General features: G+C 38.7%; 16 protein-coding genes. 8 read left to right on the top strand and 8 right to left on the bottom strand.

From position 1 onward, the window contains the following. Positions 1-9: 9 nt before the first annotated feature. On the bottom strand, positions 10-1,254 hold the full coding sequence (locus AB3G38_RS09735; RefSeq protein WP_367868296.1) for a hypothetical protein: 1,245 nt from the start codon (positions 1,252-1,254) through the stop codon (positions 10-12). A gap of 63 nt (positions 1,255-1,317) precedes the next feature. Next, positions 1,318-1,827 carry a hypothetical protein gene (locus tag AB3G38_RS09730; RefSeq protein ID WP_367868295.1) on the bottom strand — a complete coding sequence of 170 codons (510 nt, stop codon included), beginning with the start codon at positions 1,825-1,827 and terminating at the stop codon, positions 1,318-1,320. Between the two features lie 485 nt (positions 1,828-2,312). Between AB3G38_RS09730 and AB3G38_RS09725 the strand changes: the two genes are divergently transcribed. From AB3G38_RS09725 to AB3G38_RS09710, 4 genes are all read left to right on the top strand, one after another. Further along, the gene (locus AB3G38_RS09725) at positions 2,313-2,753 is read left to right on the top strand and encodes a hypothetical protein (protein ID WP_367868294.1); all 441 of its coding nucleotides are present in this window, start codon (positions 2,313-2,315) and stop codon (positions 2,751-2,753) included. A gap of 360 nt (positions 2,754-3,113) precedes the next feature. Further along, complete coding sequence (locus AB3G38_RS09720) at positions 3,114-3,365, top strand: hypothetical protein (protein ID WP_367868293.1); 252 nt, start codon at positions 3,114-3,116, stop codon at positions 3,363-3,365. A 475-nt stretch (positions 3,366-3,840) separates the two neighbouring features. Next, complete coding sequence (locus tag AB3G38_RS09715; RefSeq protein WP_367868292.1) at positions 3,841-5,022, top strand: glycoside hydrolase family 18 protein; 1,182 nt, start codon at positions 3,841-3,843, stop codon at positions 5,020-5,022. Between the two features lie 76 nt (positions 5,023-5,098). Continuing rightward, positions 5,099-7,315, top strand: coding sequence for a membrane or secreted protein (locus tag AB3G38_RS09710; protein ID WP_367868291.1), 2,217 nt, complete (start codon positions 5,099-5,101; stop codon positions 7,313-7,315). A gap of 24 nt (positions 7,316-7,339) precedes the next feature. Here AB3G38_RS09710 and AB3G38_RS09705 read toward each other — a convergent pair whose 3' ends face one another. Genes AB3G38_RS09705 through AB3G38_RS09685 form a run of 5 tightly spaced genes read right to left on the bottom strand, consistent with a single transcriptional unit; the run spans position 7,340 to position 15,478 of the window. After that, complete coding sequence (locus AB3G38_RS09705; protein WP_367868290.1) at positions 7,340-8,107, bottom strand: LytR/AlgR family response regulator transcription factor; 768 nt, start codon at positions 8,105-8,107, stop codon at positions 7,340-7,342. Positions 8,108-8,113: 6 nt separating this feature from the next. Further along, complete coding sequence (locus AB3G38_RS09700; protein ID WP_367868289.1) at positions 8,114-9,169, bottom strand: sensor histidine kinase; 1,056 nt, start codon at positions 9,167-9,169, stop codon at positions 8,114-8,116. Between the two features lie 58 nt (positions 9,170-9,227). Next, positions 9,228-9,854 carry an acyloxyacyl hydrolase gene (locus tag AB3G38_RS09695; RefSeq protein ID WP_367868288.1) on the bottom strand — a complete coding sequence of 209 codons (627 nt, stop codon included), beginning with the start codon at positions 9,852-9,854 and terminating at the stop codon, positions 9,228-9,230. Positions 9,855-9,863: 9 nt separating this feature from the next. Beyond that, a complete protein-coding gene (locus AB3G38_RS09690) occupies positions 9,864-14,342 on the bottom strand; it encodes an efflux RND transporter permease subunit (RefSeq protein WP_367868287.1) in 4,479 nt (1,492 codons plus the stop codon). 38 nt (positions 14,343-14,380) lie between these two features. Then, positions 14,381-15,478, bottom strand: a complete 1,098-nt coding sequence (locus tag AB3G38_RS09685; protein ID WP_367868286.1) for an efflux RND transporter periplasmic adaptor subunit — start codon at positions 15,476-15,478, stop codon at positions 14,381-14,383. Positions 15,479-15,626: 148 nt separating this feature from the next. Between AB3G38_RS09685 and AB3G38_RS09680 the strand changes: the two genes are divergently transcribed. Next, positions 15,627-16,151, top strand: a complete 525-nt coding sequence (locus AB3G38_RS09680; RefSeq protein ID WP_367868285.1) for an antibiotic biosynthesis monooxygenase — start codon at positions 15,627-15,629, stop codon at positions 16,149-16,151. Between the two features lie 3 nt (positions 16,152-16,154). Here AB3G38_RS09680 and AB3G38_RS09675 read toward each other — a convergent pair whose 3' ends face one another. After that, positions 16,155-18,932, bottom strand: coding sequence for a substrate-binding domain-containing protein (locus AB3G38_RS09675; protein WP_367868284.1), 2,778 nt, complete (start codon positions 18,930-18,932; stop codon positions 16,155-16,157). Positions 18,933-19,268: 336 nt separating this feature from the next. Between AB3G38_RS09675 and AB3G38_RS09670 the strand changes: the two genes are divergently transcribed. From AB3G38_RS09670 to AB3G38_RS09660, 3 genes are read left to right on the top strand one after another with little or no spacing between them, the layout of a single operon-like run. Next, the gene (locus AB3G38_RS09670) at positions 19,269-20,600 is read left to right on the top strand and encodes a sugar porter family MFS transporter (RefSeq protein WP_367868283.1); all 1,332 of its coding nucleotides are present in this window, start codon (positions 19,269-19,271) and stop codon (positions 20,598-20,600) included. Positions 20,601-20,624: 24 nt separating this feature from the next. Next, positions 20,625-23,705 (top strand): SusC/RagA family TonB-linked outer membrane protein, encoded by a 3,081-nt coding sequence (locus AB3G38_RS09665; protein WP_367868282.1) that lies wholly within the window; start codon positions 20,625-20,627, stop codon positions 23,703-23,705. A gap of 19 nt (positions 23,706-23,724) precedes the next feature. Then, a complete protein-coding gene (locus tag AB3G38_RS09660) occupies positions 23,725-25,443 on the top strand; it encodes a RagB/SusD family nutrient uptake outer membrane protein (protein ID WP_367868281.1) in 1,719 nt (572 codons plus the stop codon). Positions 25,444-25,505: the final 62 nt, after the last annotated feature.

The raw sequence follows: 25,505 nt of genomic DNA, 5'->3' as shown, positions 1-25,505 counted from the left end.
CCATTATTCTTAAATAATTATGCCTTTTTTGATTTTCTTTAAAAGATGCTGACAGCATAACTGCTTTCTCCTTTCATAGTTCAGCTGTTTGATCAAATCAAAATGTTGATTAGTGAATATTTCACTTTCCCGATATAATAATACCTTTCCTCTGGTGTATGAAAATAATTGAAAAACAGCTTCAAGACATAAATCATTAACAATAACATGATATTTACTTGTGAAATCGATAAGTAAAAAGTGTTTTATTAAATTTATGATCAGCTGATTGCCATCTTCTCCGAGATAAGTGATAACGGAGTATTCCATTCGTTTCGCATTATTTCTAGCTAGACTTAAATGTTCATTTTTTAATATTGATTTATAAAATTCAAAAGCCTTGTAGAATGGGTAATTTTCCAACAGACTGTTTTCTATACTAGCTACATGTACGCCGAAGTATTCTTCAAAATATATATTAAGCCAGGCACAAATTATTGAACCATATTTATGGTCATCCACATATCCGGTTGTTTGAAAACCTTTTCTATATTCAGGGTGGAAACCGGTGAAATTAGCCTCAATAATACAGAATTGATTGTCAATTGTAAGTGCGATATCCCAAGCGATTAAAGTACCGCTAAGAATAGAATTAGGTATCTTTGTAAGAATTTTATCTAAAAAATCATTTAAACCCTGATGGTAGTGAGGTTGGTTATCTCCATGGTATACATATGATAATCCAGGAATAATATCTTTAGAAAATGTATGAACTCTAAATTCGCTTCTAATAAAGATCTTTTTCTGAAGCATATAGTTTTCGTATTGTCCAGTACATACAGGTAACAAAACTATTTGTTCAAAATCGCCTGTTTTATCCCAACTTTGTGTAAAATATGAGGCATCCCCCAATGCTGCTTTCAAAAAATAACCTTCTGAGAATAAAGTTCTAATCCTTTGGATACCATCTTTTTGATTTAAAAGTGTAGATAACGGAAATGTCGAGGGCATACAATCTGGGGCGTAGTAATTCAATATTACATATTGTATATACTTGTTTTCCAACCGCCATTTTAAGACATAAGATTCATCAACATTTAATTGATGAAGTATTGATCTAATGAAAAATGCTCCACAATTACCTGACAAATCAGCTAACAGCCTTTTTTCAGGTCTTAATTCAAAAGTACTGTTCTCTTTCTTATTTCTGATCAGCTGTGGCTCTGTACTTTCAATTTCTTTAATCTGGTCATAAAAATTAATCTCCATGTTCATTGTATTTTTTTAACAAGCCTGCAACTAAAAGTTACAGGCTTCGGTTTATTATGGTTTGAAAGGTTATGAGTGCATTGCTTGCCAATGGCAACTTCCTCCATTTGAGTCAGTCGTTTGAAAATAAACGTGCACTTGGGTGTTAGATGCGTAGAGACCAACGTCTACTGTTCTGGTAGTGGCTGTAAATGGAATAGTAGTCTTTGTCATGTAATTTCCAAGTGATCTCGTCCTCACAACTACATTTGGAGTTGCTGCCCCACTTGGATAAACAGTGAATCTCACAAAACTAACTATTGGGGGTGCCCAAAAAGCATCGCTTACTTGCTCCTGATAATCTGAAGATAAATTTCCACTTGGTAAGGTACCACCCGCTCCGTCACCTGTACTTTCACCACCTCCCCCTCCGGTACCAGGGTAAGTTGGATAATTGGGGTCCCAGCCACCACCACCACCGCCGCCACCTTCTGGAGGTTCGCTTATGTAGCCAAATAAGATGATAGGCCCATGGGGCTTATCAGTTACCTTTTTAGAAGGGAGGATTAGATCCGTTTTTTTAAAAAGTCTCTTTTTCATTTTTTTAAGAATTAGTTATTGCATCTTTTTTCGGGTTTTGCAGATCCTTATCCTAATTTTTGAAGTGTGGAATCTCCGAAAACTGCATAGTTATTTGCAGCTCTCAGTATAAAGGTAGAAAGGTAATTCCCCTGATAAAAGTGTCATTTGTCCCATACCAAATCCTCTTTAGGAACAGATAGTAATCTCTAAATTCTTATTCTACGATATGATAAAATCACTATTATAATTATAAATAAAAACCCATTCAGTCGATTTAATTTATGATTATAATAGTAAAGGTCAAATGTCCCAAAATGACCAATAGAAACTATAATTTTTTATTTAAATTTTAATAAATAAATTTGATTCATTTTTTATATTGCTAAATCTATTTATTTATTTATCAATGTTTTATCATTGATTGTGCTATTGTAAAAATCAATTATGCAGCTTATTTTTGTATATAAATAATTAAATTTTTTAACCAAAATAAAAGTGCCACTATGAAATTTTTTTTATTGATAATGACCTTCTGTTTGTTAACAGTGGTCAGCTGTAAACAAAAAGGTGAAACTAATACTCAAAATGTTCCAAGTAAACGTATTAAGCAGGTTTATCATGATATAAAGGGTAAATCCTATCATTCTCTTGCTCTAATTCCAGAACAATATCGAACTCCTGAGCAAAAACTCATGATTAAATCTACAAATGATGTATTGCTTCATGGAGTGGTCGCAGAAAACAATCACATGGTTTTAAAAATGACTAAAGAGGAGTGCATGGCAAAAGGTATGACTGAAAAAGATTACAATAATCTTCAAACCAGTATTAGAGATAATAATCGTTTTTATGACTCAACTGGAATTAAAAAAGTTGATGAAATTGTGAACGATATGCACCGGGCTTTGAGAGGAGAAAAAGCTAACGGAGTACCACTCCCGTAAATTAGCAGATATGTAATATATGCCTGCATAGCTAATATGCAGGCTTTTTTTTGTTTTCATTATTGTAAACTTTCGGAATACGGCACTTCATCATTATTCATATTGGCACATTTGTCTTTCTTCTAAGACATAATTTCTTCACACTTCATACACGATTAAACTTCTTGAGGTTGCTTTCTAATGCAGCTAACACAATATAGAACGATACTTCCAACTTCTATTTTATGGATCTCAATCTTTGCGCTTCAAGATTGATGTGGGATGCGGAGACTGGTGTAGTTCCATGTTAGTGTAAGGCATGAGAAACTGAAGCAATCCTGGTTGGCAGTTTTTACATTAATTGTCTTTAAAATAATGAGTATGGGTATTCTTACAGTCAAATTAAATGAACGTGATGAAGGCGTAGTCGGCCTTGTGAAATTAAAGCATCACATTGGCACGAAAACAAAGGCCTTACTGTTTTGTTTACACAATCAGGCTCAACTTGAAAGCGAAATCGAGAAATTGCAGCAGGAACGTAACGAGCTTTTAACAAAAATAGCTCATTATCATGAGCATTCGTTAGAGTTATTATCTGGTATTTCGGGTTTACAGAGATTAACCAATTTTTAAAATTGGTTATCTTTATAACTCTTTACTGATCCCATCAACATAGTTATCGCTACTAATCGTATCTATTAAAAGTCTAGGCCACATGAATGTTGCCACTGTTGAATAAAACAAATGGCTTTGTTTTATTCAAGTCTATTTCACAATTGATCAATTATGAAGGATATTATGTGATTGAAAATCAGTCTTGCAACCACAAAGGAAAAACCAAAATATCAAAATTTTTGCTTCTGGCCAAAAAGGATGTGGAGAAGGGATTATGCTAAAAAAGCAAAGTCTGGAATAACGTTGCAATTATAGTCAGCAGAGATCCGGGTAAAATCTGTAAAAGCATATTAAGGTTTCTGAAAATATGCGCAACGTAATTATTTAATAAAGCTGAGTTAACATTGAAAGTTATTTTTATCATTATTTTATTGTAGGTTTGCTTATAAAAGCAACATAGTTGTGTTTGAATTTAAGTAATCCAGAATTTAATATGAAAAATCAATCAAGCACTCTCTTTCAAGGTGTAAATAAGAAGGAACTTTTAATCAGAAGTACTTTCAGGCTGGTTATATTATCTTTTTTGTTTTTGGGTATAAATACCTTTAAAGCAAGTTGTTCAAATAAACCTCGTCGTGTCATTATCGGCTATGTAGCAGGTTATGATGGTTTGGTTGATATGAATATGATCAAACCAGAAAAACTGACACACCTTAATTATGCATTTGCTAATATTAAGAACAATAGGATCAATTTGAAAAATGCGGCTACAGATACTGTTAATTTAAAAAACCTTAACACATTAAAAATCAAAAATCCTGATTTGAAGATTCTTATTTCAATTGGCGGATGGACCTACAGTAATAATTTTTCAGATATGGCGCTGACAGATACTTCCAGAAAGGCATTTGCCAGGAGCGCTGTTGCATTTGTAGAAAAATATAAACTTGACGGGCTTGACATTGACTGGGAATATCCAGGGCTGCCCGGTGCAGGTAATGTCCACAGACCTGAAGATAAACAGAATTTTACCTTATTGCTAAAAGCTTTAAAGGAAGATCTCAATAAGCTGGAGAAGCGAATGAATAAAAAACTTGTACTGACCATAGCAGCAGATTGTTCTAAAGATTTTCTGGATCATACAGAAATGTATAAGGCACAAGCTTATCTGGATTATATTAATTTAATGGCGTATGATTTTCTAAATGATCCTCCGGGAAAAACCTTTCATCAGGCCCCGCTATATCCCTCGAAAACTTTCAATAACAATAACACTATTGTGCAATCCGTTCAGCGGTATTTTAAAGAAGGCATACGTCCGGAGAAAATAGTATTGGGAATACCTTTTTACGGTCACATCTATCAGCTCAAACCTGATGCGCGCAGTGCTGTCGGAGCGGAACTTAAATCTGCTATAGGTACCAAAGGATTTGCGGATATACAAGACAGTCTCATCAATTCAGGACAATTCCAATATCACAGAGACACAACTGCCAAAGCTGCATACTTATTCAATCCTCATAATCAACAGTTTGTTACTTTTGAAGATGAATGGTCGATCCAGTACAAATGCAAATATTTGAAGGATCAGGGACTGGCAGGGGTGATGTTCTGGGAATATAGTAATGATGAAAAAGGAATTCTTTTACGGGAGCTTAACCGGATGATGAAATAATCATCAGGCTCTGCTGATCCTTCAGCAAGATTTGTTTAACATTGTGAGTGATAAAGGGATACCTTAACAATGTGATATGAATAAAAAATACTTGCTATTTGCCCTGGTTCTTGCCTTCTCGTTGTCTTCTGTTGCACAATCCAAAAAGTCTGTAACCGTGGAACAGGGCATTTATATAGACCAGCAAGGGGTGATCCGCTGGGAGAAAAACCACCAGGAAGCTGCATTTTTCGGTGTTAACTATACCGCGCCATTTGCTTATGGTTATCGCGCTATCAACAGATTAGGGGTATCTGTGGAGCAGGCTATCAAAGACGATGTCTATCATTTTTCCCGCCTCGGACTGGATGCATTCAGAGTGCATGTCTGGGATACGGAAATTTCTGATTCTTCGGGAAACCTGATCAACAATGAGCACCTGAGATTATTCGATTTTTTGCTTGCGGAACTTAAAAAGAGAAATATCAAAACCATTATAACACCCATAGCTTTCTGGGGTAATGGCTACCCAGAAAAAGATGAAAATACAGGTAGTTTTTCAATGAAATATGGAAAACAGCGGACACTGGTAGAAGAAACTGCTTTTCTTGCACAGGAAAAATACCTGGGCCAGTTCTTTAAACATAAAAATCCTTATACCGGGCTTACTTATCAGCAAGATCCCGATGTGATTGCTACAGAGGTAAATAATGAGCCGCAACACAGCGGACCTCAGGAAAGGACAACTGAATATATTAACCGGATGGTAAAAGCTATTCGTAATACCGGTTGGAAGAAACCTGTTTTTTACAATATCAGTGAATCTCCAAAATATGCCGGCGCTATTGTAAAAGCAAATGTACAGGGGCATAGTTTTCAATGGTATCCAACAGGTCTTGTTGCCGGGCATACCCAACAAGGTAATTATTTGCCAAATGTTGCTGCCTATACGATTCCATATGATACCATTCCAGGTTTTAAAAACCGTGCAAAGATGGTCTATGAATTTGATGCTGCAGATGTACTGGCTTCTTATCTGTATCCTGCGATGGCAAGAAGCTTCAGGACTGCTGGATTTCAGTGGGCAACGCAGTTTGCTTATGACCCTATGGCTACAGCTTCAAGCAACGTAGAATATCAGACACATTACTTAAATCTTGCCTATACACCTTCAAAAGCAATCAGTCTGCTGATTGCTTCCAGGGTTTTTCATGAATTGCCAAGACTTAAGAAATATGCATCAGATACACTTTTTGAAGCGTTCAGGTTAGATCATAAAAAATCATTAAGTGAGATGAACACCGCTAAAGAATTTTATTTTTCGAATACAACAACCTCAAAACCCGTAAACAGTAGTCTTTTACAGCATATCGCAGGGGTCGGTAGCTCTGAACTGAGTAAATATGAAGGTACAGGCGCTTATTTTATAGACCGTGTGGAAGATGGTTTATGGCGATTAGAAGTAATGCCGGATGCTGCATTGATCAGGGATCCTTTTGAAAGCAATTCTCCGGATAAAGATGTAGCCCGGATTAACTGGACAAGCCATGTGATGATCCTGGACCTGCCTGATCTGGGGACTGATTTTAAGATGACAGCAATCAATGATCAGCGTTTATCTGTTATGGCCAGTGAGAAAAAAATAAAAGTTACGCCAGGTGTTTACTGGCTGAGCAGGAAAGATAAGAAGCATAGTTATACTGCAAAGAGTGTTCTTGGTGTGATCGGTGCTGGTGAATTTTCGGCACCAAAAACATCCTTAATCAAAATATTTAACCCGGTCACTGATAGACAAAAAATAACTGTATATAACCCTGATTGGAAGAATAAAGCTGTTGAATATATCACTGCTGAGCTACCAGGAGCTTCCATTTTAAAGTTGAAAATGGACACAACCGAACAAAAACCTCTGATTGGATTCCAAAGTTACTTTGCTGATCTGCTTGATTTAAATGCTTCAGAAATTTCGGCGTTAAAATCTATAGTAATCCGTGCAAAAACTGGTAATCACATACCTGTAAAGATCAAACTGGGACTCATTACTGAAAATGCAGATTTCTTTGCTGCGGAAGCTTTAGTGGGTAAAGAGTTCTCGGATATTGAAATTCCACTGGAGCGCTTGAAAAAAGATGCGCAATTACTTCTTCCACGTCCATACCCGGGATTTTTACCTCTTTATTATCAGTCTGAGGGAGCTGCTGCTTTTCATCTTAAAGATGCCAGGAAGCTGGAAGTGACTTTTGGCTATGGGATGAAAAACCGTGGATCTGACCAGCCTAATACACTAGAGATTGAGTCTGTCTATCTCAAATAGGAACTAATTCAGCTGTTTAATTGCTTATCTGTCAGCTTGATCCAGCCATTTTTTTAACAATGCAGATCTTTCCCGGCTGATGATTACACCATCATTTAGTGCTGGTATAAGTTTAACCTTCAATTGTGCATTAAAATGCTGATAGATCTGATCAATAGACTTTAACGAAATAATAAATTGACGGCTAATCCTGAAAAAGAATTCCGGATCAAGCTCATGTTCCAGTACTTCTAGTGTCTGGTCTGCTATAAAGCGTTTTGAATCATGGGTAACCAGGAAGGTTGTCCTGTTTTCAATCGTAAAGTAAGCAATATCAGTGGTCATGATCATCAGGTACCTGTCTTTGTGGGCAATTAAGAACCTGGAACGGTATATCGGTTGTCTGGCCAGCATATTTTTGACAAGCTGTAATACATGAGCATCGTTTTCAGGACTTTTAACTGCCATTGCTTTGCGGAAGCTTTTTTCCAGTTTATCAGCATCTAATGGCTTTAGTAAATAGTCTATTCCGTTCACTTCAAAGGCTTTGAGTGCGTATTCATCATAAGCAGTGATAAATATAACAGGTGCTGTAATGGTCACATGATTGAATATTTCAAAGCTTATCCCGTCTATCAGCCGGATGTCCATAAAAATAATATCCGGTTGTACATTGGTTTTCAGCCAGGCTATACTAGCCTGCACAGTTTGCAGATTTTCAAGAAATATGATGTTTTTATCAAGTACACGAAGCATCTTCTCCAACCGCTGTACATTTGGAAGTTCATCTTCAATAATCAGGACAATGGGCATAATAATTTATTTAAAGTTTTGTTCACTGGTAAACAATGGTATTTCTACCCTGAAAAAATGCTGGTCATCAGTGATAACCGGAGTTTTCTGACTCAGTAAACGATATCTCTCGTGGATATTTTTAAGGCCTACATTTGTACCCGGTTCCTGGATAATTTTAGGAGCTTTATTATTCTCCACAATCATAGATTCCGCGTCAGGAAAGTAAATATGAATATTCAGGGGGGTATTTGCACTAAATATGTTATGCTTAATCGCATTTTCAATCAGCAATTGTAAAGTTAGTGGAGGAAGACAAAGGTTGCACACGTTTGTACTGTCTTTTATATTAACCTTAATGCCCTCGCCGTACCGGATCTTATATAAAAATAAGTAGGCCTTTATAAATTCCAGTTCATCTTTAAGTGGAATCATATTGTGCATTCTGTTGGCAAGCATATACCGGTAAATAGAGGAAAGTTTAACCAGGTAGGAAATTGCTGTAGCTGGCTGATCTTCTACCAAAGCAGTGACTATACTAAGGTTGTTAAACAGGAAATGCGGGTCAAGCTGTAACTTCAGTGCATCAAGTTGGGCCTGTGTGGTCAATTGTTCCATTTCCAGCGATTTCAACTTTGCATCGTTCCATTTATAAAAGAAATATTCTGCTGTAAAAACTGCGGTAACCAACAAGGAACAAATGACACCTACAATAATAGTCTGTCTCAATAGTAATTCATCATATTCGAAACGGGCCGGAAACTTATATTTAAAAAATATATTGAGCAACAAATAAACAATGGCAATATGCAGGGAAAGCTGAATACCGAACCTGCTTTTCATACGCGTTTCCCAAGGGTACCATTTATTCAATAATATGGTCAGCTGGATACCGGTTTCAAATAATACCGCTGCAAAAGTTGTGCAAAAAATAAACTCCAGTATGAAATCCAGCTGCTTATAAAAACGCCAGCTATTATAGCTGCGTTCGTATGGATTAAGCAGGACAAGAATCAGATATAAAAATAATCCAAAACCTGGATATCCATAAATCCTGAATAATTTATAGCTGTGCTTATGCATATGCTAAAGTAGACATAACTATTTTGGATTTATAGCGCATATTAAATTTAGTTATAAGTTATAAGGTGGCTTTAATACCGATCAGTGCACTTATTCCACTGAGATGCGTATTTGAATTTTTTGGCAGATCCGGAATGGTGGATCCTTGTGCCTCAGTAAAGATGATAAAGGAGTTTGAAATCTTGAAGTTTACCCCGGCCCCGGCATTGATATATAGATTTGTTGCAGAAGATGTGGTGTGATTTATCGTATTTGTTTTCGCATCAAAAGAGCTGGCCGGAACGTCAATAAAGGAAGCACCGGCACCACCCAGAATAAATGGCTGCCATTTACCAAAGCTACGCTGATAACCAAAACTCATCCCCAGATTAGTACTATTTGCTTTAGCACTGACGATTGAATTTAAAGCTCCGAATGAAGTCTGGGATTTAAAATCAACAGTAGTTTGTCCAAATTGTAATTTGGCAAAATAGTTTTGGTGATAATTAACCTGCAGATAAGTCATGGCATTGGAACCTACAAGCGTTTTCTGATCACTGGCCTGGTCAAAAGGAATGAAAACACCAATAGCGCCTCCAAAATCAAAGTAGAATTTCCGGCTGGTCACATCTTCATTGTTTTGTGCCTGAACAGTGAATGCTGATATTGTGATACAAATCAGGGGAATAAGGAATTTAGTTTTCATAAAATTTGTTTAAAGTATATTTCCTGTTGCTTTATAATAACCTGCAACTGCGGTCAGGTATTCGAAAATACTTTGGGTATAGTCGTTATTGGCCTGGACTAATTGTAGTTCTGCATCAGCTACTTCACTATATTTAGCAAAGCCTTTTTGCCATCTGGCTTGTATAAAATCTATGGCTTGCTGCCTTGCAGATCTGATATGTTCAAAGCCTTTGATCTTTTTTGAATTTTCCTGAATAACCAGGCGGTTATTGCTGAGCTGCAGATTGGCCTGACTTTCCAATAAACTGCGTTCCATAACCGCCTGTGCTAATGCCAGCTTACTTTGTGTAACCCTTGCATTGGTGCGAAACCCTGTAAAAACGGGAATACTCAATTTGATGCCTAAATAAAAACTATTGGGCACATTATAATGATCGAAATTGAAATTATCTGACTGAGCCTGCAAAGAATACTGACTCACAAAAGCCAGGGATGGCAGATATTTTGACCGCTCATTTTCAAGCTGTTGTTGTGCAATTTGCATTTTCCAGTCATTGATTTTAAAATCAGGCCGTTTATCATGAGTTGAAGGACTGAGCTGTTCCATGACCTGTTGCTGATCACCCAGTAATTGAACGCCTACCGTATCGGTTAGTTCCAGCTCTTTACCCAATGGGAAATTCAGCAGAGATTTCAGGTAGTTTCCCGATTGCATAACGGCACTTCTGGCTTTGGCAGCGTTGATCTCCATCAGCTCAACATTACTCCAGGCAGTCAGTGTATCGCTTTTATTGGCGTAGCCTTTCTCAAATAAAATATGACTGTCTTTTAAATGGCGCTGAGACCTTTTTAATGCAGCATCGGTGAGCGTAAGGTTTTGCCGGGAAATTAAAATATTAAAGTAGGCTTTGCGGATTTCATCTGCGAGTTCCCATCGGCTCAGTTCTATTCCAGCCTTGTTTAAAGCTTCATTTAAACGGGCAGTCTTTACATTTCCAGTAACTTCTCTATTAAAAATTGGCATACTGAGGTTAACGTTTGCGTTATAGGCATTTTTGGAGGATGCGGCTATAGGCTGCAGCTGAGAGTCGTCAAAGGTAATTTGTGAAGCAGAGTTGATACCAAAAGCAGGGAGGAAGAAAACTGCCGGTTTGATATTCCGGTCGTATTCCATGGAAATCCCCACTTGCGGATATTTATAGGATTGGGCTTCTTTTAAACTGTATTTTGCTTTGCTGGCTTCAAGCTCTGAAAGTTTAATTTGCTGATTAGTGCTCAGACCTGTTGATACTGCATCTTTCAGCGAAAGGGTTATTTTATCCTGTGCACTGGCGCGGCCTGTAAAGCTAATGCCGATCAGCAGCGTAATTATACCTGATTTGACTGGTACTTTGATTTTTTTGGAGGTAATTTTCAGCCATATCACTGCCAGGGTAATTTTTAACCTGACCATACTCTGGTACACAACAGGTACAACGACCAATGTCAGAAACATACTGCTGCTTAATCCGCCAATTAAAACCCAGGCCAGTCCACTGCTAAAAGCAGAGGAGGCACCATTGGCCAGTGCAAGGGGTAACATGCCAATTACCATAGCCAGTGTTGTCATTAATATTGGCCTGAACCTTGCCTTGCCGGCTTCGATAAGTGATTGATTAACCTGCTCACTTTCACTTGAATCCTTTAAAAGATCGTTGGTTTTATCTACTAGTAAAATACCATTTTTCACCACCAGCCCCATCATCATAATCAATCCGAAAATTGAAAAAACGTTCATTGACCTGGCTGTTAAAGCAAGTGCAAGCAGCGCTCCGGAAATAGCCAGCGGTATGGAAAAAAGAATCACAAAAGGAAACAGCCAGTTGTTATAAAGTGTAACCATAATGAGGTATATCAGGCCAAAAGACACCATTAAAGCCATTCCTAAGTTTGTGAAGGAATCATCCTGGAGTTCAAGGTCGCCCTCATATAATACTTTAATGTCTTTAGGAATAGCTAACTTCTGTATCTCCTTTTTGATGGCTTCACCGACATCACCAACTGGTTTGCCAGCCACCTGGGCAAGCAGGGTAATACTGGGCTGTTTATTTCTTCGTCCAAGAACTGACGGACCTGATTGCTGAACCACTTTGGCAAATTGATTGAGATAGACCAGCTCATTATCACTATTAATGAAAGTAAGTTTCAATAACTGATCTGTTTGATGGCGGTCGTTCACATCCAATTGTATCCTGGTATCTGTTTCTTTGTCCTGGTCACGGAATTTAAGCTGATCATTGCCATAAACAGCCATGCGCATGGTTTCTCCAACTGTTTCTATGCTTAAACCCAATTTAGACATCAATTCACGGTCAACTACCAGCTTCATCTCTGGTTTACCTGCTTCGGATGATAATCTCGGGCTCACTACACCACTCACACTGCGGATCTGATTAAGAATAAGGGTTGCTGCTGAATTTATACTATCTCTGTTAGTCCCGGTAATCAGTAACTGTACCGGTGCTTCATTTGCACCAAATAAACCGATGGGTGAAACCCTGCTTTTCACGCCTGTAACAGTCATAGAAAGTGATTTTAAATCTCTTGATAGCTCTGATAAACTTTTCTTTCGGGCAGCGGCAGGTACCAGTGTGATATTGATAGTTGCGATATTTGCACCATATTTTTCATTGAAACCATCATTCTGATAGCCTGTATTGGAAAATACTTTATTGATTTCCGGTATAGCTTTCAGCTTTTTTTCGATGCTATCGACAGTGGCTTTTGTTTCATTTAATTTTGTGCCTGGCTGCATATCCACGAACAGGGACAATTCGCCCTTATCTGCTGCGGGTAGAAATTCAGTACCTACAATGTTCGAAGTAAGCAGGAGCAGGGAACTGGCTAAAATAGTAAAAGCAACCAGGCCGATAATAATACGGTGATTTAAGCTCCAGTTCAGCAATTTGCCGTAAGCTTCAGTGATACGCTGCATTTGTGCTTCAAACCACAAACTCATTCTGCCGAAAATTGTCTTTCTGTTTAAAATTTCCAATTTAGCAAAGCGTGAAGCAATCATTGGGGTCAGTGTAAAGGAAACGACTAAACTTGACAAGGTAGAAACAACGATAACCAGTGAAAATTCTTTGATCAGACTACCCACCAGCCCTGGCACCAGCGCCATCGGCAAAAACACCACGACATCTACCAGGGTAATGGACAAAGCGGCAAATCCGATCTCATTGCGGCCGTCCAGTGCAGCGGTACGTTTGTCTTTTCCCATTTCCAGGTGGTGGTAAATGTTTTCTAAAACAACTATAGAATCATCAACCAGTACACCAATGACCAGGCTCATAGCCAGCAAAGTCATCAGGTTTAATGAATAATCCAGTGCATACATCATAATGAAGGCACTGAAAAGTGAGGCTGGTATGGAAACCATGATGATCAGAGAATTGCGGAGACTGTGCAAAAACACGAGCATAACCAGTGCAACCAGTAAGATTGCTATACCCAAATCATCATATACCTGATGTGCTGCTTCAAGCGTAAATTCGGAACTATCCTGAGCTACATTGAATTTGATCTTTTTAGCAGCATATTCCTTTTCAATGCGCTGCAGTTCTTCTCTCACTACCTGGGTTACTTCGGCTGCATTGGCTCCGGATTGTTTATTGATAAATAATGCGATAGAAGATTTACCGTTAAGGCGACTACTGATTTCTTCATCTTTATGACTGATTTGAATACTGGCTACGTCTTTCACACTCAGGCTGCTGCCATCAGGATAATTTTTGATCTTCAGGTTTTTAACCATGTTGGTATCGGTCAGTTTCCCGCCAAGTTTAACTCCGAATTGTGCGTCACTGTCTTTGACTGTTCCCACAGGATAATCTGTGTTTGCTTTTCGGATAGTCTCATAAACGTCGGTGATAGACAGACCACTACTGATGAGTTTATCCTGCTTTGCCAGTACTTTAATTTCTTTTGGTGTCCCTCCGAGTATCTTCACCTTGCCAACACCCTTAATTTGTGCTAACCTGGATTTAAGGGTATTATTCACCAGCTCATATAATGCCGGAGGTGAGATCGATGCTGTAACCGCCAGTTTCAAAACGGGGAGGTCATTTACGTTGAATTTTTCCAGTACAGGCGCTTTAACACCAGTAGGGAAATCGGCTAAAGTGCTGTTTACAGCACGCTGAACCTCTTGCTCTGCCTGATCAGGGTTCGCATCTGCCATAAATTCAATGGAAACCACAGATAGATTATCTGAAGACAGTGAATTTACCTTTTTGCTTTTGCTTACTCCGGCAACAGCATCCTCAATTTTTTTTGTTACACTGTTCTCTACGTCCTCTGGTGAAGCCCCGGGATAGGCTGTAATCACGGTAATAGTTGGTGTTGCCAGGTTTGGCAGCAATTCATATTTTAGTTTCTGATAGCTGATTACGCTCAGACAACCAAGAATCAGGAAGAATACAATGAATAAGATCGGCCTTTTGATAGCCAGTCCGGTGACACTCATAAGAATAAATTAATTGATGTAAAAATTAATGGAATAGCTTATTGCTGTACGTTAAGCCATTGTATTTTTTTACCGGGTTCTACATTGAGCAGACCTGAGGTCATCACTGTATCACCGGCCTTTAGTCCCTGAGACACGGCAAGGTAAGTGTCATATGTTTTTCCAAGCAGGATTGGAGTTTTAACTGGCTGATTGGAATGGTGTATTAAATAAACTGCTGCCTGATTTTTATCTCTTGCCAGTGCAGTACGCGGGATAACCAGTGCTTTGGATTTTTTATCAGGATCCAGGATGACAGCTACAGTCATACCTGCTAATAACCGTTGTTTTTTATTGTTGACAATGCTAATCTCTACAGGAAATGTCTTTGCAGCGGATGCTACAGGTATAATCGCTGTTATCTTTCCGGTATACAGCGTACCTGGATAGGCATCTGCATGCACTACTACCTGCATACCTTTTTTTAGTAAAGCAACATCATTCTCCATTACAAATATGTTTACCAGTACTTTATCCAGGCAGGCCATCAATCCCAGCGGACTACCTGCACTAACATATTCGCCCTGATTTACCTTTTTATCTATAATAGTTCCGGTTTCGGGAACCAGAACAAGCGTCTGACTAACTTGTTTTCTACTAATATTTAACTGAGAGGCTGCATTCTGCATCTGGAGTTTTGCATTTTCCACCTCCATGCCAGATGCATTTCCCGAGGCCAGTAATTCTTTCAACTTTGTATAATCACTTTTTGATTTTTCATAAGTATCAGTGCTGATCTGAAAAGAGGAGAGACGTGTTGATTTATCTATTTTTGCCAGTACTGATCCTTTACTGACTTCTTTTCCTTTTTCTCCGGCAAAAAAAACAAGCTTACCATCTGTTTCTGAATTTAAGGTGATTATTTTTCCTGCTTCTACTGTCCCTCTGTAATTAAAGGCATCAGAAAAACTAATTTCCCTCACGATTGCTGCCCGGGCTGAATAGCCAACTGTTTTCAGCTCTTGTTTAATCTCATTTTGTGCAGCATCCTGATTGGCGCTTAAACGGTACCATATTATTGCCGATATACAAAATAGCAGGATTATACCTATAAAGAGATTTCGTTTTGAATATTTGCCTGTGCTATGCTGATTCATTTTGCAATTGTTTTCTGCAAATATGTGAGAGGATGAGGCCGTGTTTTTTTTAAATAGTTTGAACTGACAGAAATCGTGTTTCAAATTACAGGAGAGATCATTGAATTATATTTAGTATTCTTTTTACTTTAGTTGAAAATGGTATGATATGGCTATACACGTTGCGATAACCCGAAAAATACTTCCTGGAAAAGAACAGGAGTTTAAAGAATCCCTGCACCATTTTCTTGGAGAGTCCTTTACACATGGAGGTGTGCATGGAGCAGCGATGATCTCTTCTTTTCCGGGAGCAGCGCACAATGAGATTGGCATTCTCAGAACATTTGAGGATGAGCAGGAGCGTGACTTTTTTTATAATTCAGCACAGTTTAAAGCATGGGAAGCTTATGCTTCAACCCTTACAGAAGCCCCGGTCTACCGGCAGCTGATGGGACTGGAAGCATGGTTTCGGTCCCCTTCGCCACCACCACGATGGAAAATGGCAATGGCTACACTCTGCGGGGTATTTCCAACCAGTATATTTTTATACTATACCATCGGATTGTTCATCAAAGATCTGGCACCTGTTGCCCGGCTCTTGATTACAGCAGCATCGATGGTTGGCCTGCTGACCTGGGTAGTGATGCCGTTAGTGATCAGAATAATGAAAAGATGGCTGCAAAGCCCGGGCTGAATTTTATAGGTTCGTTGTTTGGTTCCTTTTGAATTCACTTGGTCTCATTCCATACTTTGATTTAAAGACTGTAGAAAAATAATTTGGGGAAGAAAAGCCAACCATGTAAGTGATTTCTGCTATGCTATATCTTTCATTGGTCAATAGGTATCTTGCTTTCTTCAATCTCCTGTTCAGTATATAATCGTTTACACTGCAATCCAGTAAAGCTTTTATTTTTCTGTATAGCTGAACTCTCGAAACACCTAAAGTCTTACTGATCTGCTCAACACTGAAGTTTTCATTACCCAGGTTCTGTTCTACAAGGCCAGAAAAATCATTGATAAATTTCTTATCCAGACTTTTGGAAATGGGCTGTTTAGCAATTGAACTGATATCACTTGTATAGTGAGACTTTAACAACAATCGGTTTTTTAGCAGATTCCTGACATTGGCCAGGAGATAATTATAATTAAATGGCTTGATAATATAGGCATCTGCCATGCTTTCAATACCATTTATCTGTTGTTCGAGGCTATCTTGAGCTGTTAACAGAATGATCGGGATATGTGAGGTACGGACATCGGATTTAAGTTTCTCTGAAATTTGTCTGCCTGAAAGGTCAGGAAGAACAACATCACAGATAATCAGATCTGGTACTTGCTCATAGGCAGAAGTGATACCACTTTCTCCTGTATTAGCGATGAATATCTCATATTCGTCATCAAATTTATCTCCCAGATAATAAAGCAGGTCAGAATTGTCCTCAATAATCAATATAGATTGTTCTTTCAGTTGTCTGAGCGCGTCACTGCTTTTTTGTTCTTTGCGCTCCTCTAAATCTGTGGTATAAATTTTTGCATTTTCATGCAGTTCCTCTTTGAGCAAAGGTTGAACGGATTTTTCTTTTACGCTGAAGTGATCTTCCCCGGTTAATAATTTTATAGTAAAGGTTGTACCATACCATTTTTTACTTTCTACTATTAAATCTCCGTGATGAAGTTTCATCAGTTCTTTGGATAAGGACAGGCCTAATCCAGATCCTCTTGCAGCATTTGACTCGGCCTGATAAAAGTGCTCAAATATATGATTAACCTCCTCGGGCTCCATTCCGGTTCCGTTATCTTTAACTTCTATGGCTATAAAACGATCCTGACGCTTGATGGTTAAATGTATTGTTCCATTCGCAGTGGTAAATTTAAGAGCATTGGATAAGAGATTAAAGATGACCTTGTCTAACATATTTGCATCAAACCATACCACAATGTCCTTTTCTGTTGAGATCAGCCTGAGGTCTATATTTCTTTTTTTTGCGCTGTGCTGAAAACTTTCCAATATTTCATTGACAAAATCAGTCAGATCATTTGCTGACGCCTTTATATGCATTTTATCAAGTTCTATTTTTCGATATTCGATCAGCTGATTAATGAGCCTGAGCAATCTGAATACATTTTTATGAATCAATTTTAGGTTTTGCCCGGCCAGTGCATTTATTTTTTCATTTTTAATCAGATCTTCCAGGGGCGAAAGTATCAATGTCAATGGGGTACGAAATTCATGCGAAATATTCGTAAAGAAATTGAGTTTGGCTTCAGTAGCTGTTTTTGCTTTTTCTGACATCTTTATCAGCTGGTTACGCTGATTTAAAATCTCCAGGTTATTGGCCTCCAGTTTTTTGTTGATCTTCCTGTTTTCCTGAAGGGAAAAAAAAGCTAAACCACCAAATACAAAAGAAAGTACCAATGCAATCACTATAATGTTTAAAATAAACTGCTGGTTATCAAAAAGAGACCGTTGCTCTTCCAGTAACGTCTGCTGGCGTTCAATATCCTGCTGTTGGCTGCTGAATTTATTCCACTGCATTTTCATCAGCTGAACATTTGATGAATCAATAACCAATGAAGGCAGTATGTTTTCTTTATCAAAAGATGCTTTGCCCAGTATTTTGAAAGCAGTTGAAATAGCCTCTTTACCCCCGGTAGGGTATAACATGCTCGCATTAATTACTTTACTGTCGATCATCTGCAGTCCGCCACCTGATCCCGGCAGTGCATCTATACCAATAATTTTAATTCTTTTTGTTAAGCCAAGCTGATGGAGTACCTCTTTTGCTCCTGAAGCCATCTGATCATTATGCGCAAAAATAAGGTCTGTATAAGTCAGTGCTTCTTTAAATTTCAAGAGTTGCTTTTCTGAGTCTGGCTTTAGCCAGTCTCCATAAATTTGTGCAGCGATCTTGATCCCTTTGAATCTTTCCAGTCCTTTTGAAAATCCTTTTTGCCGCTCAATTGCAGGAGAAGATCCTGGCAGCCCCATAATTTCAATGATATTTCCCTTTCCGGCAAGTAAAGAGCCTACATATTCACCAGCCATCTTACCGATCTGATAATTATCTGCACCAACATAGGCGGTATAAGAGGATGAAGATATTTTACGATCAATGATAATCACCGGAATACCTTTATTATAGGCCTGTTCTACAATGGGTGTCAGGGGGCTGGCCTCATTTGGAGAAATGATGAGGATATCGATTCCTTTGTCAAGCATTTCTTTAACCTGTGAAATTTGCCTTTCGCTGCTGTTATTCGCATCCCTGTAAATTAATTGAGCATCGGGATGAAGTGAAAGCTCCATTTTCATTTCTTCCAGCATAGTTCTTCGCCATAGATCAGAGCCTACACATTGAGAAAATGCGATGACATATTGCGCATCTTTCTTTTTCTTCTTTCCGCACGATAAAAGTAAAGCACTTAGCAAGACCAGAATAAATATTCTGGTAAGGAAGAGATGTTTTTGAACCATAGTTATCAGTTGATATGAACTGTATTTACCTGAGCAAAATTTATTTGGTTAGCTCCAGCTTTTAACAATTTCTATTAAAGGTAGAGAAAATAGACGTGGCGTAGAAGATAAGTGACCTTGATACGGAAGAACAATTGGAAGGTGATGTATCAAAAGTATAAAATGAATGTTTCAAAAACATAAGTCTGAATTTTATTTTACATTGTAAACCTGTTAAATAACTGAATATCAATACTTTATTTATTGTTGATAATTTGTATGTTTTTGAAACAAATTTGATGTTAATGACCTGTGGTTTTAGGCAACTTACACTCCACAACCAATAATAAACTCTTTATGAAAAAACATTCCGTCCTGGCTTGGTCCATGGTCGTAGCCCTTGGCGGCTTTCTGTTCGGATTTGATACTGCTGTGATTTCTGGTGCAGAGAAATCAATTCAGCAATTCTGGAATCTTTCTGCTTTTGCTCACGGTCTTACGATCTCTATTGCACTTATAGGAACTGTTATTGGTTCTCTTATCGGTTCAAAACCCTCAGATCGTTTTGGGAGAAAAAACACTTTATACTTTGTTGCGGCAGCTTATCTGCTTTCTTCGCTGGGAACTGCCTTAGCAGATAACTGGCATGTATTTTTAGCATTTAGATTTCTGGGAGGACTGGGCGTAGGGATTTCTTCAGTTACTGCACCGATCTATATCTCGGAAGTTTCTCCGGCTCACCGCAGAGGCAGACTGGTTGGTTTATTTCAGTTCAATGTCGTACTTGGAATCCTGATCTCTTATCTTTCAAACTATCTTTTAAGCCAGGGAGGAGAAGCTTCCTGGAGATGGATGCTTGGTGTGCAGGCATTTCCTTCCATTATCTTTTTGGTACTGATCTATTTTATTCCGGAAAGTCCCCGCTGGTTAATCCTTAAAAGAGGAGCTACAGCAAAGGCGCTGGAAATCCTCAGGATTATCAATCCGCTAAACTGTGAGGAAGAACTTGCTTCAATTCAAAAATCCGGTTTAGACATTCAGCAGAATAAATCAGCAGATGGGCTTTTTTCCGGTAAGTATAACAAACCAGTCGTACTAGCCGTTTTGTTTGCCTTTTTCAACCAGGTTTCGGGTATTAATGCGATTATTTACTATGCGCCAAGAATATTTGAAATGGCCGGTCTGGGAGCACATTCTTCACTGCTTTCTACAGTAGGTATCGGTATTGTCAATTTCATCTTTACACTGCTGGCCATCAATATTATTGATAAAGTAGGCAGAAAAACACTCATGTTAATCGGATCGATTGGATTAATTGCTTCATTGGCACTAATTGCATTTACCTTTTTAGGCGCAAAATCCAGTGGGTTTCAGATTCCAATCTATGTGATGCTTTTTATTGCTTTTTTTGCTTTTTCGCAAGGTGCGGTAATCTGGGTTTTCATTTCTGAGATTTTTCCAAACCAGGTACGTGCAAAAGGGCAAACGCTTGGAAGCTCTACGCATTGGGTCATGGCTGCATTGATTGCATTCTGTTTTCCTTATCTGGCAGAATCCTTTGGTGGTGCTAATATCTTTTTCTTCTTCTGTGCGATGATGGTGTTACAGTTAATATTTGTCTGGAGAATGATGCCTGAAACAAAAGGTCAGTCTTTGGAACAGATAGAAACTGGAATTGTAATGCATTAAAAATTAAACCAAATTATAAATCTTATGAGAAAATTTTACCTCACCTGGCTTTTTGTCCTGGTGGCGATTGGCTTGGCATTGGGCCAGACCAAATCTGTCAGCGGAGTCGTTACCGATAGCGAGTCCGTTCCCCTGGAAGCAGTTACTGTGGTTATAGTCGGTACACAGAAAATTACAAGGACTGATGCTAATGGTACATTCAGAATCGAAGTAGCTGCAGGGCAGTCTTTACGGTTTATTTATATCGGTGCCGATCCATTAACCTATCCGGTAAATGCAGAGTCTGCCAATTTAAAGATCAAATTAGGTATTTCGATCAACAAGCTCAACGAGGTTGTGGTAACGGGGTATCAAAAAGAACGCAGGAAAGATATAACCGGCGCAGTAAATGTTGTGGATGTTGCTAAAATTAAGGATATTCCATCTGGAAATGCAATGAAGTCACTTCAAGGCCGGGTACCTGGCGTACTGATCACGACAGATGGTTCACCAACCGGGCAGGCAGTTGTCAGAATTCGTGGAATTGGTACTTTAGGTAACAACGATCCCTTATATGTTATAGATGGCATTCCAACCAAAAATGGTATGGAGCAGCTCAATCAAAGCGATATAGAATCGATTCAAGTGCTTAAAGATGCATCATCAGCCACCATATATGGTTCAAGAGCTGCAAATGGAGTCATTATTATTACGACAAAAAAGGCAAAGAAGGGCTTCTCCAAAGTAGATTTTAATGCCTCTGCTTCCATCCAGAATTACGCAACGAAATTAAAAACCCTGAATGCGGAAGAAAGAGGAAGAGCTTACTGGCAAGCCTCTATCAATGATAAGGTCAATCCTAATAACAACCAGATCTATCAATATGACTGGAATAATAATTTTAACAACCCGGTATTAAACAGCGTAATTTTTCCAGAATACATTGATGCTGCTAAAACTATGAAGCCTGCAGATACCCACTGGTTTGATGAAATTTCTCAAAATTCAATCATTCAGTCTTATGATGCCACAGTTTCCAATGGCGGAGAAAAGGGAAACAGCCTTTTTTCAATTGGTTATTATGATAACAAAGGGATTGTCAGGAAATCAAGAAGTCAGAAATATACAGCCAGGTTTAATTCTGATTATAATTACCTGAATAACAAACTGAAAGTTGGTGAGAATTTTTCGGTGAGCTACATTAAAAATGCACTTATTCCATCGAGCGATATTCTTTTTGCCTCGCTTGTTCAACAGCCTGTTGTTCCTGTACATACGGTAACAGGTGGTTGGGGAGGTCCTGCTGCAGGTATGACCGACAGACAGAATCCTGTAAGGCTAATTGAGGACAATACACAGAATAGTGCTAATTTCTTCAGGCTTTTCGGAAATGCATATGCAGATTACCAGCTTATCCCAGGCTTAAACTTCAGAACCAATTTTGGAGTAGATTATAACGGTACTTACCAGAGGTTACTTAAAAAATCCTATACTTCTGGCTTTTTATCTGATCCGGCTAACCAGGTGAGCAATTCTCAAGCCTACCAGGGTAATGTGATCTGGCAGAATACCTTAAATTATAAGGTTACCCATGAAAAACATCAAATTGAAGTTTTGCTTGGCCAGGAATACATTAAAAACATTAACCAGGAATTCTCTGCAAGCAGACAAGGCCTTGCACTTGAAAATATTGATTATGCCTATCTTAATGCAGGCACAACGAATACGCTGAACGGTGGGAGTGGTGCAGGAAACAGGTTATTGTCCTATTTCGGAAAAGCCAATTACAGTTATAACGATAGATACATTGCATCTGTTACTTTAAGAAGAGATGGGTCTTCGCGTTTCGGTAAAGAAAACCGTTATGGAATATTTCCTGCATTCTCGCTGGGCTGGAGATTGAGTGAGGAGAAATTTATAAAGGATCTTGGTCTGTTCTCTGATCTGAAACTTAGATATGGCTGGGGCCGTTCAGGAAATCAGGAAATTCCAAACAATGCAACGCTTTCCTTGTATTCAGCTATTTATGGTACCGATCCAACATGGGATTTTGACCGTGGGACGGCATATGATATTAAAGGGGCAGGTACTGGTCAGCTTCCTTCGGGCTTTACTTCAATCCAGCAAGGGAATGACAAGCTGAAATGGGAATCGCTGAAAGAGTCTAATTTTGGTGTTGACTTTGGCCTTTGGAACAATAAGGTTACCGGATCAATTGATTATTTTATCAAAAAGACATCAGATATCCTGATCAGCCCGGGTTACCTGGCTGTACTTGGTGACGGTGGTAACAGCTATAGCAACGGTGCTTCCTTGCAAAATAAGGGGCTTGATGCGATCATAAGCTATGAAGATAAAATTGGAAGTGACTTTGGTTTCAATCTGACTGGTAATTTTTCTCTCTATAGAAATAAGGTAACCTATTTACCTAAGGATGTTTTAGCTTCCTATCCGGGAAATGGCACAGATAAAAATGTGCTTGGAAGGGCCATCAATTCCTACTTTGGTTATGTCGCAGATGGGTTGTTTACCTCTCAGGCAGAAGTGGACACCTATGCCAGTCAGCCGGGAAAAGGGTTGGGGCGGATCAAATACAAGGATCTGAATGGCGATGGCGTAATTAATGATCTGGACCGGGATTTTATCGGCAGTAACAGTCCTAAATTCACTTACGGTTTAAACGTATCACTTACCTATAAAAACTTTGACATGAGTTTTTTCCTTCAGGCGGTAAACGTAGATGTGATGAACGAGTTTAAGACCTATACTGATTTTTCTTCGTTATGGACCGGAACCAACTGGGGAAGCAGAACGCTTGATGCCTGGACGCCAGCTAATCCAAATTCTACTATACCTGCTTTAACGCTGGTAGACCGTAATAATGAAGGCAGATCTTCGACTTATTTCATCGAGAATGGTTCCTACCTGAAGTTGAGAAATCTGCAGATTGGTTTTAACCTGAAAAAAGCGCTGAATATGAAAATACAGAATCTCAGGGTATATATTCAGGGCAGTAATTTATTCACTATTAAAAGCAAGTCATTTACAGGAACGGATCCGGAAATTCCAAATTACGGATTTCCTGTACCCATTGTTGGAACCATTGGCTTAAATATCACATTATAAAATCTTAGCTATAAAGAAGATGAAGAAAATATTCTACCTACTTGTTTTTTCCTGTATGATCCTTTCATCATGTGAAAAAGCACTGGACGAACCAGCGCAAGGTGTGGTTTCAGGAGATGATCTCAGTACTCCTGAAAATATTGATAAAATGGTGATAGCGGCCTATTCCGCTCTTGGTAATGACCATTATACCTCACCCTATTCTAGTATGTGGCCTTATGGAAGTGTACGCGGTGGCGATACTTACAAAGGTGGTGATGGCCCGGGAGATCTTTCTGAGTTCCATTTGTTCGAAACCTTTTCATTGAACAGACCGGATAATGCACTTCTTGATCAATTATGGTTCAGGTTGTATATCGGCGTTGGAAGAGCGAATGATGCCCTGATAAAAATGGATGCCGTGGCCGAAAGTGCTTATCCAAATAAAGTACAACGCCAGGCAGAACTACGATTTTTAAGGGGACATTTTTATTTCCTGTTGAAGATTCTGTTTAAATACGTGCCTTATATTGACCAGAATACAAAAAAAGCGGACTATGCAACCATCTCGAATAAAGCATTGAGCAATGATGCCCTCTGGACCAAAATTGCTGATGACTTTAGAGCTGCGGCAAAAGACCTGCCTGTAGATCAGGGAGATCAGGGAAGAGTAAGCAAAAATGCAGCAAAGGCCTATTTGGCTAAAGTTCTGTTGTATCAGGCTTATGTGCAGGGAGAGAATAATAGCGTGAGTGGAATTGATGCTGCTAAATTAAATGAGGTAAATACACTGTGTGATGAGGTTATTGCTTCTGGTAAATTCAGCTTGAATACTGATTATGCCAGTAACTTTCTGTCAGCAGGCGACAATAAACCGGAATCTGTATTTGCTATTCAATACTCAAAAGATGATGGTACACCAAAAGGCAGGTTAGATTACGGGCATGCTTTGAACTATCCAATGAACCAGGAATACGGATGCTGTGGTTTTAATATTCCAAGTCATGATTTGATTAATGCTTATAAGACAGATCTCAATGGATTGCCGTTGTTTACTACTTACAATAATACTGATGCTGCGGCAGCTTTGGATTTTCAAACCAGCTCATTTGATCCCCGTTTAGATCATACGGTGGCAAAACCAGGTGCACCATTTAAATATAAGCCTGCTTTTGTTTTTCAGCGTTCCTGGGCACGTGCTCCTGCAATTTATGATGCCTTTGCCAGTATGAAAGAAGCTGTGCTGCCTGATGATCCATCCTTTCAAAAAGTTCCGCCATTTATTGGCAGCTCTAAAAACTGGGCAGTTATCCGTTATGCAGATGTATTGCTATGGAAGGCCGAAGCACTTATAGAACTAAACAGACCTTTTGAAGCTGTACCACTGATCAATCAGCTTAGAAGCAGGGCTAATGCAAGTAAAACCCTGCTAAAAAATGCCAGTGGAAATGCAACTTCCAATTATAATATACAGCTTTACCAACCAGGGGTGAATTGTAACTGGACACCTGAATATGCGCGGCAGGCCCTGAGGTTTGAAAGAAGATTGGAATTTGCTACAGAGGGTTATCATTTCTTTGATTTGGTAAGATGGGGAATGGCTTCCCAGACAATGAATGCTTATTTCAATATTGAAAAATCAAGGGTTGCACACCTTGGTGATGCCAGATTTACAGCGGGTAGAGATGAATATTTTCCTATTCCTTTAAATCAGATTAACTTTAGCGGCGGTGTATACAAACAAAACAATGGCTGGTAGTCAGCTCAATGTTCAGAGTTATTGCGCCGAACATTTAATTAATTTACATTAAGCAATCTTTA

It is taken from the genome of Pedobacter sp. WC2423, from assembly GCF_040822065.1.
Classification (GTDB): Bacteria; Bacteroidota; Bacteroidia; order Sphingobacteriales; family Sphingobacteriaceae; genus Pedobacter.
The sequence above is the reverse complement of the archived record's forward strand: the minus strand, read 5'-3'. Positions and strand labels throughout refer to the sequence as shown.

Coding starts and splice junctions, on each gene's coding strand:
- AB3G38_RS09735 (WP_367868296.1), bottom strand. CDS start 1,254: ATGAACATGGAGATTAATTTTTATGACCAGATTAAAGAAATTGAAAGT.
- AB3G38_RS09730 (WP_367868295.1), bottom strand. CDS start 1,827: ATGAAAAAGAGACTTTTTAAAAAAACGGATCTAATCCTCCCTTCTAAA.
- AB3G38_RS09725 (WP_367868294.1), top strand. CDS start 2,313: ATGAAATTTTTTTTATTGATAATGACCTTCTGTTTGTTAACAGTGGTC.
- AB3G38_RS09720 (WP_367868293.1), top strand. CDS start 3,114: ATGGGTATTCTTACAGTCAAATTAAATGAACGTGATGAAGGCGTAGTC.
- AB3G38_RS09715 (WP_367868292.1), top strand. CDS start 3,841: ATGAAAAATCAATCAAGCACTCTCTTTCAAGGTGTAAATAAGAAGGAA.
- AB3G38_RS09710 (WP_367868291.1), top strand. CDS start 5,099: ATGAATAAAAAATACTTGCTATTTGCCCTGGTTCTTGCCTTCTCGTTG.
- AB3G38_RS09705 (WP_367868290.1), bottom strand. CDS start 8,107: ATGCCCATTGTCCTGATTATTGAAGATGAACTTCCAAATGTACAGCGG.
- AB3G38_RS09700 (WP_367868289.1), bottom strand. CDS start 9,169: ATGCATAAGCACAGCTATAAATTATTCAGGATTTATGGATATCCAGGT.
- AB3G38_RS09695 (WP_367868288.1), bottom strand. CDS start 9,854: ATGAAAACTAAATTCCTTATTCCCCTGATTTGTATCACAATATCAGCA.
- AB3G38_RS09690 (WP_367868287.1), bottom strand. CDS start 14,342: ATGAGTGTCACCGGACTGGCTATCAAAAGGCCGATCTTATTCATTGTA.
- AB3G38_RS09685 (WP_367868286.1), bottom strand. CDS start 15,478: ATGAATCAGCATAGCACAGGCAAATATTCAAAACGAAATCTCTTTATA.
- AB3G38_RS09680 (WP_367868285.1), top strand. CDS start 15,627: ATGGCTATACACGTTGCGATAACCCGAAAAATACTTCCTGGAAAAGAA.
- AB3G38_RS09675 (WP_367868284.1), bottom strand. CDS start 18,932: ATGGTTCAAAAACATCTCTTCCTTACCAGAATATTTATTCTGGTCTTG.
- AB3G38_RS09670 (WP_367868283.1), top strand. CDS start 19,269: ATGAAAAAACATTCCGTCCTGGCTTGGTCCATGGTCGTAGCCCTTGGC.
- AB3G38_RS09665 (WP_367868282.1), top strand. CDS start 20,625: ATGAGAAAATTTTACCTCACCTGGCTTTTTGTCCTGGTGGCGATTGGC.
- AB3G38_RS09660 (WP_367868281.1), top strand. CDS start 23,725: ATGAAGAAAATATTCTACCTACTTGTTTTTTCCTGTATGATCCTTTCA.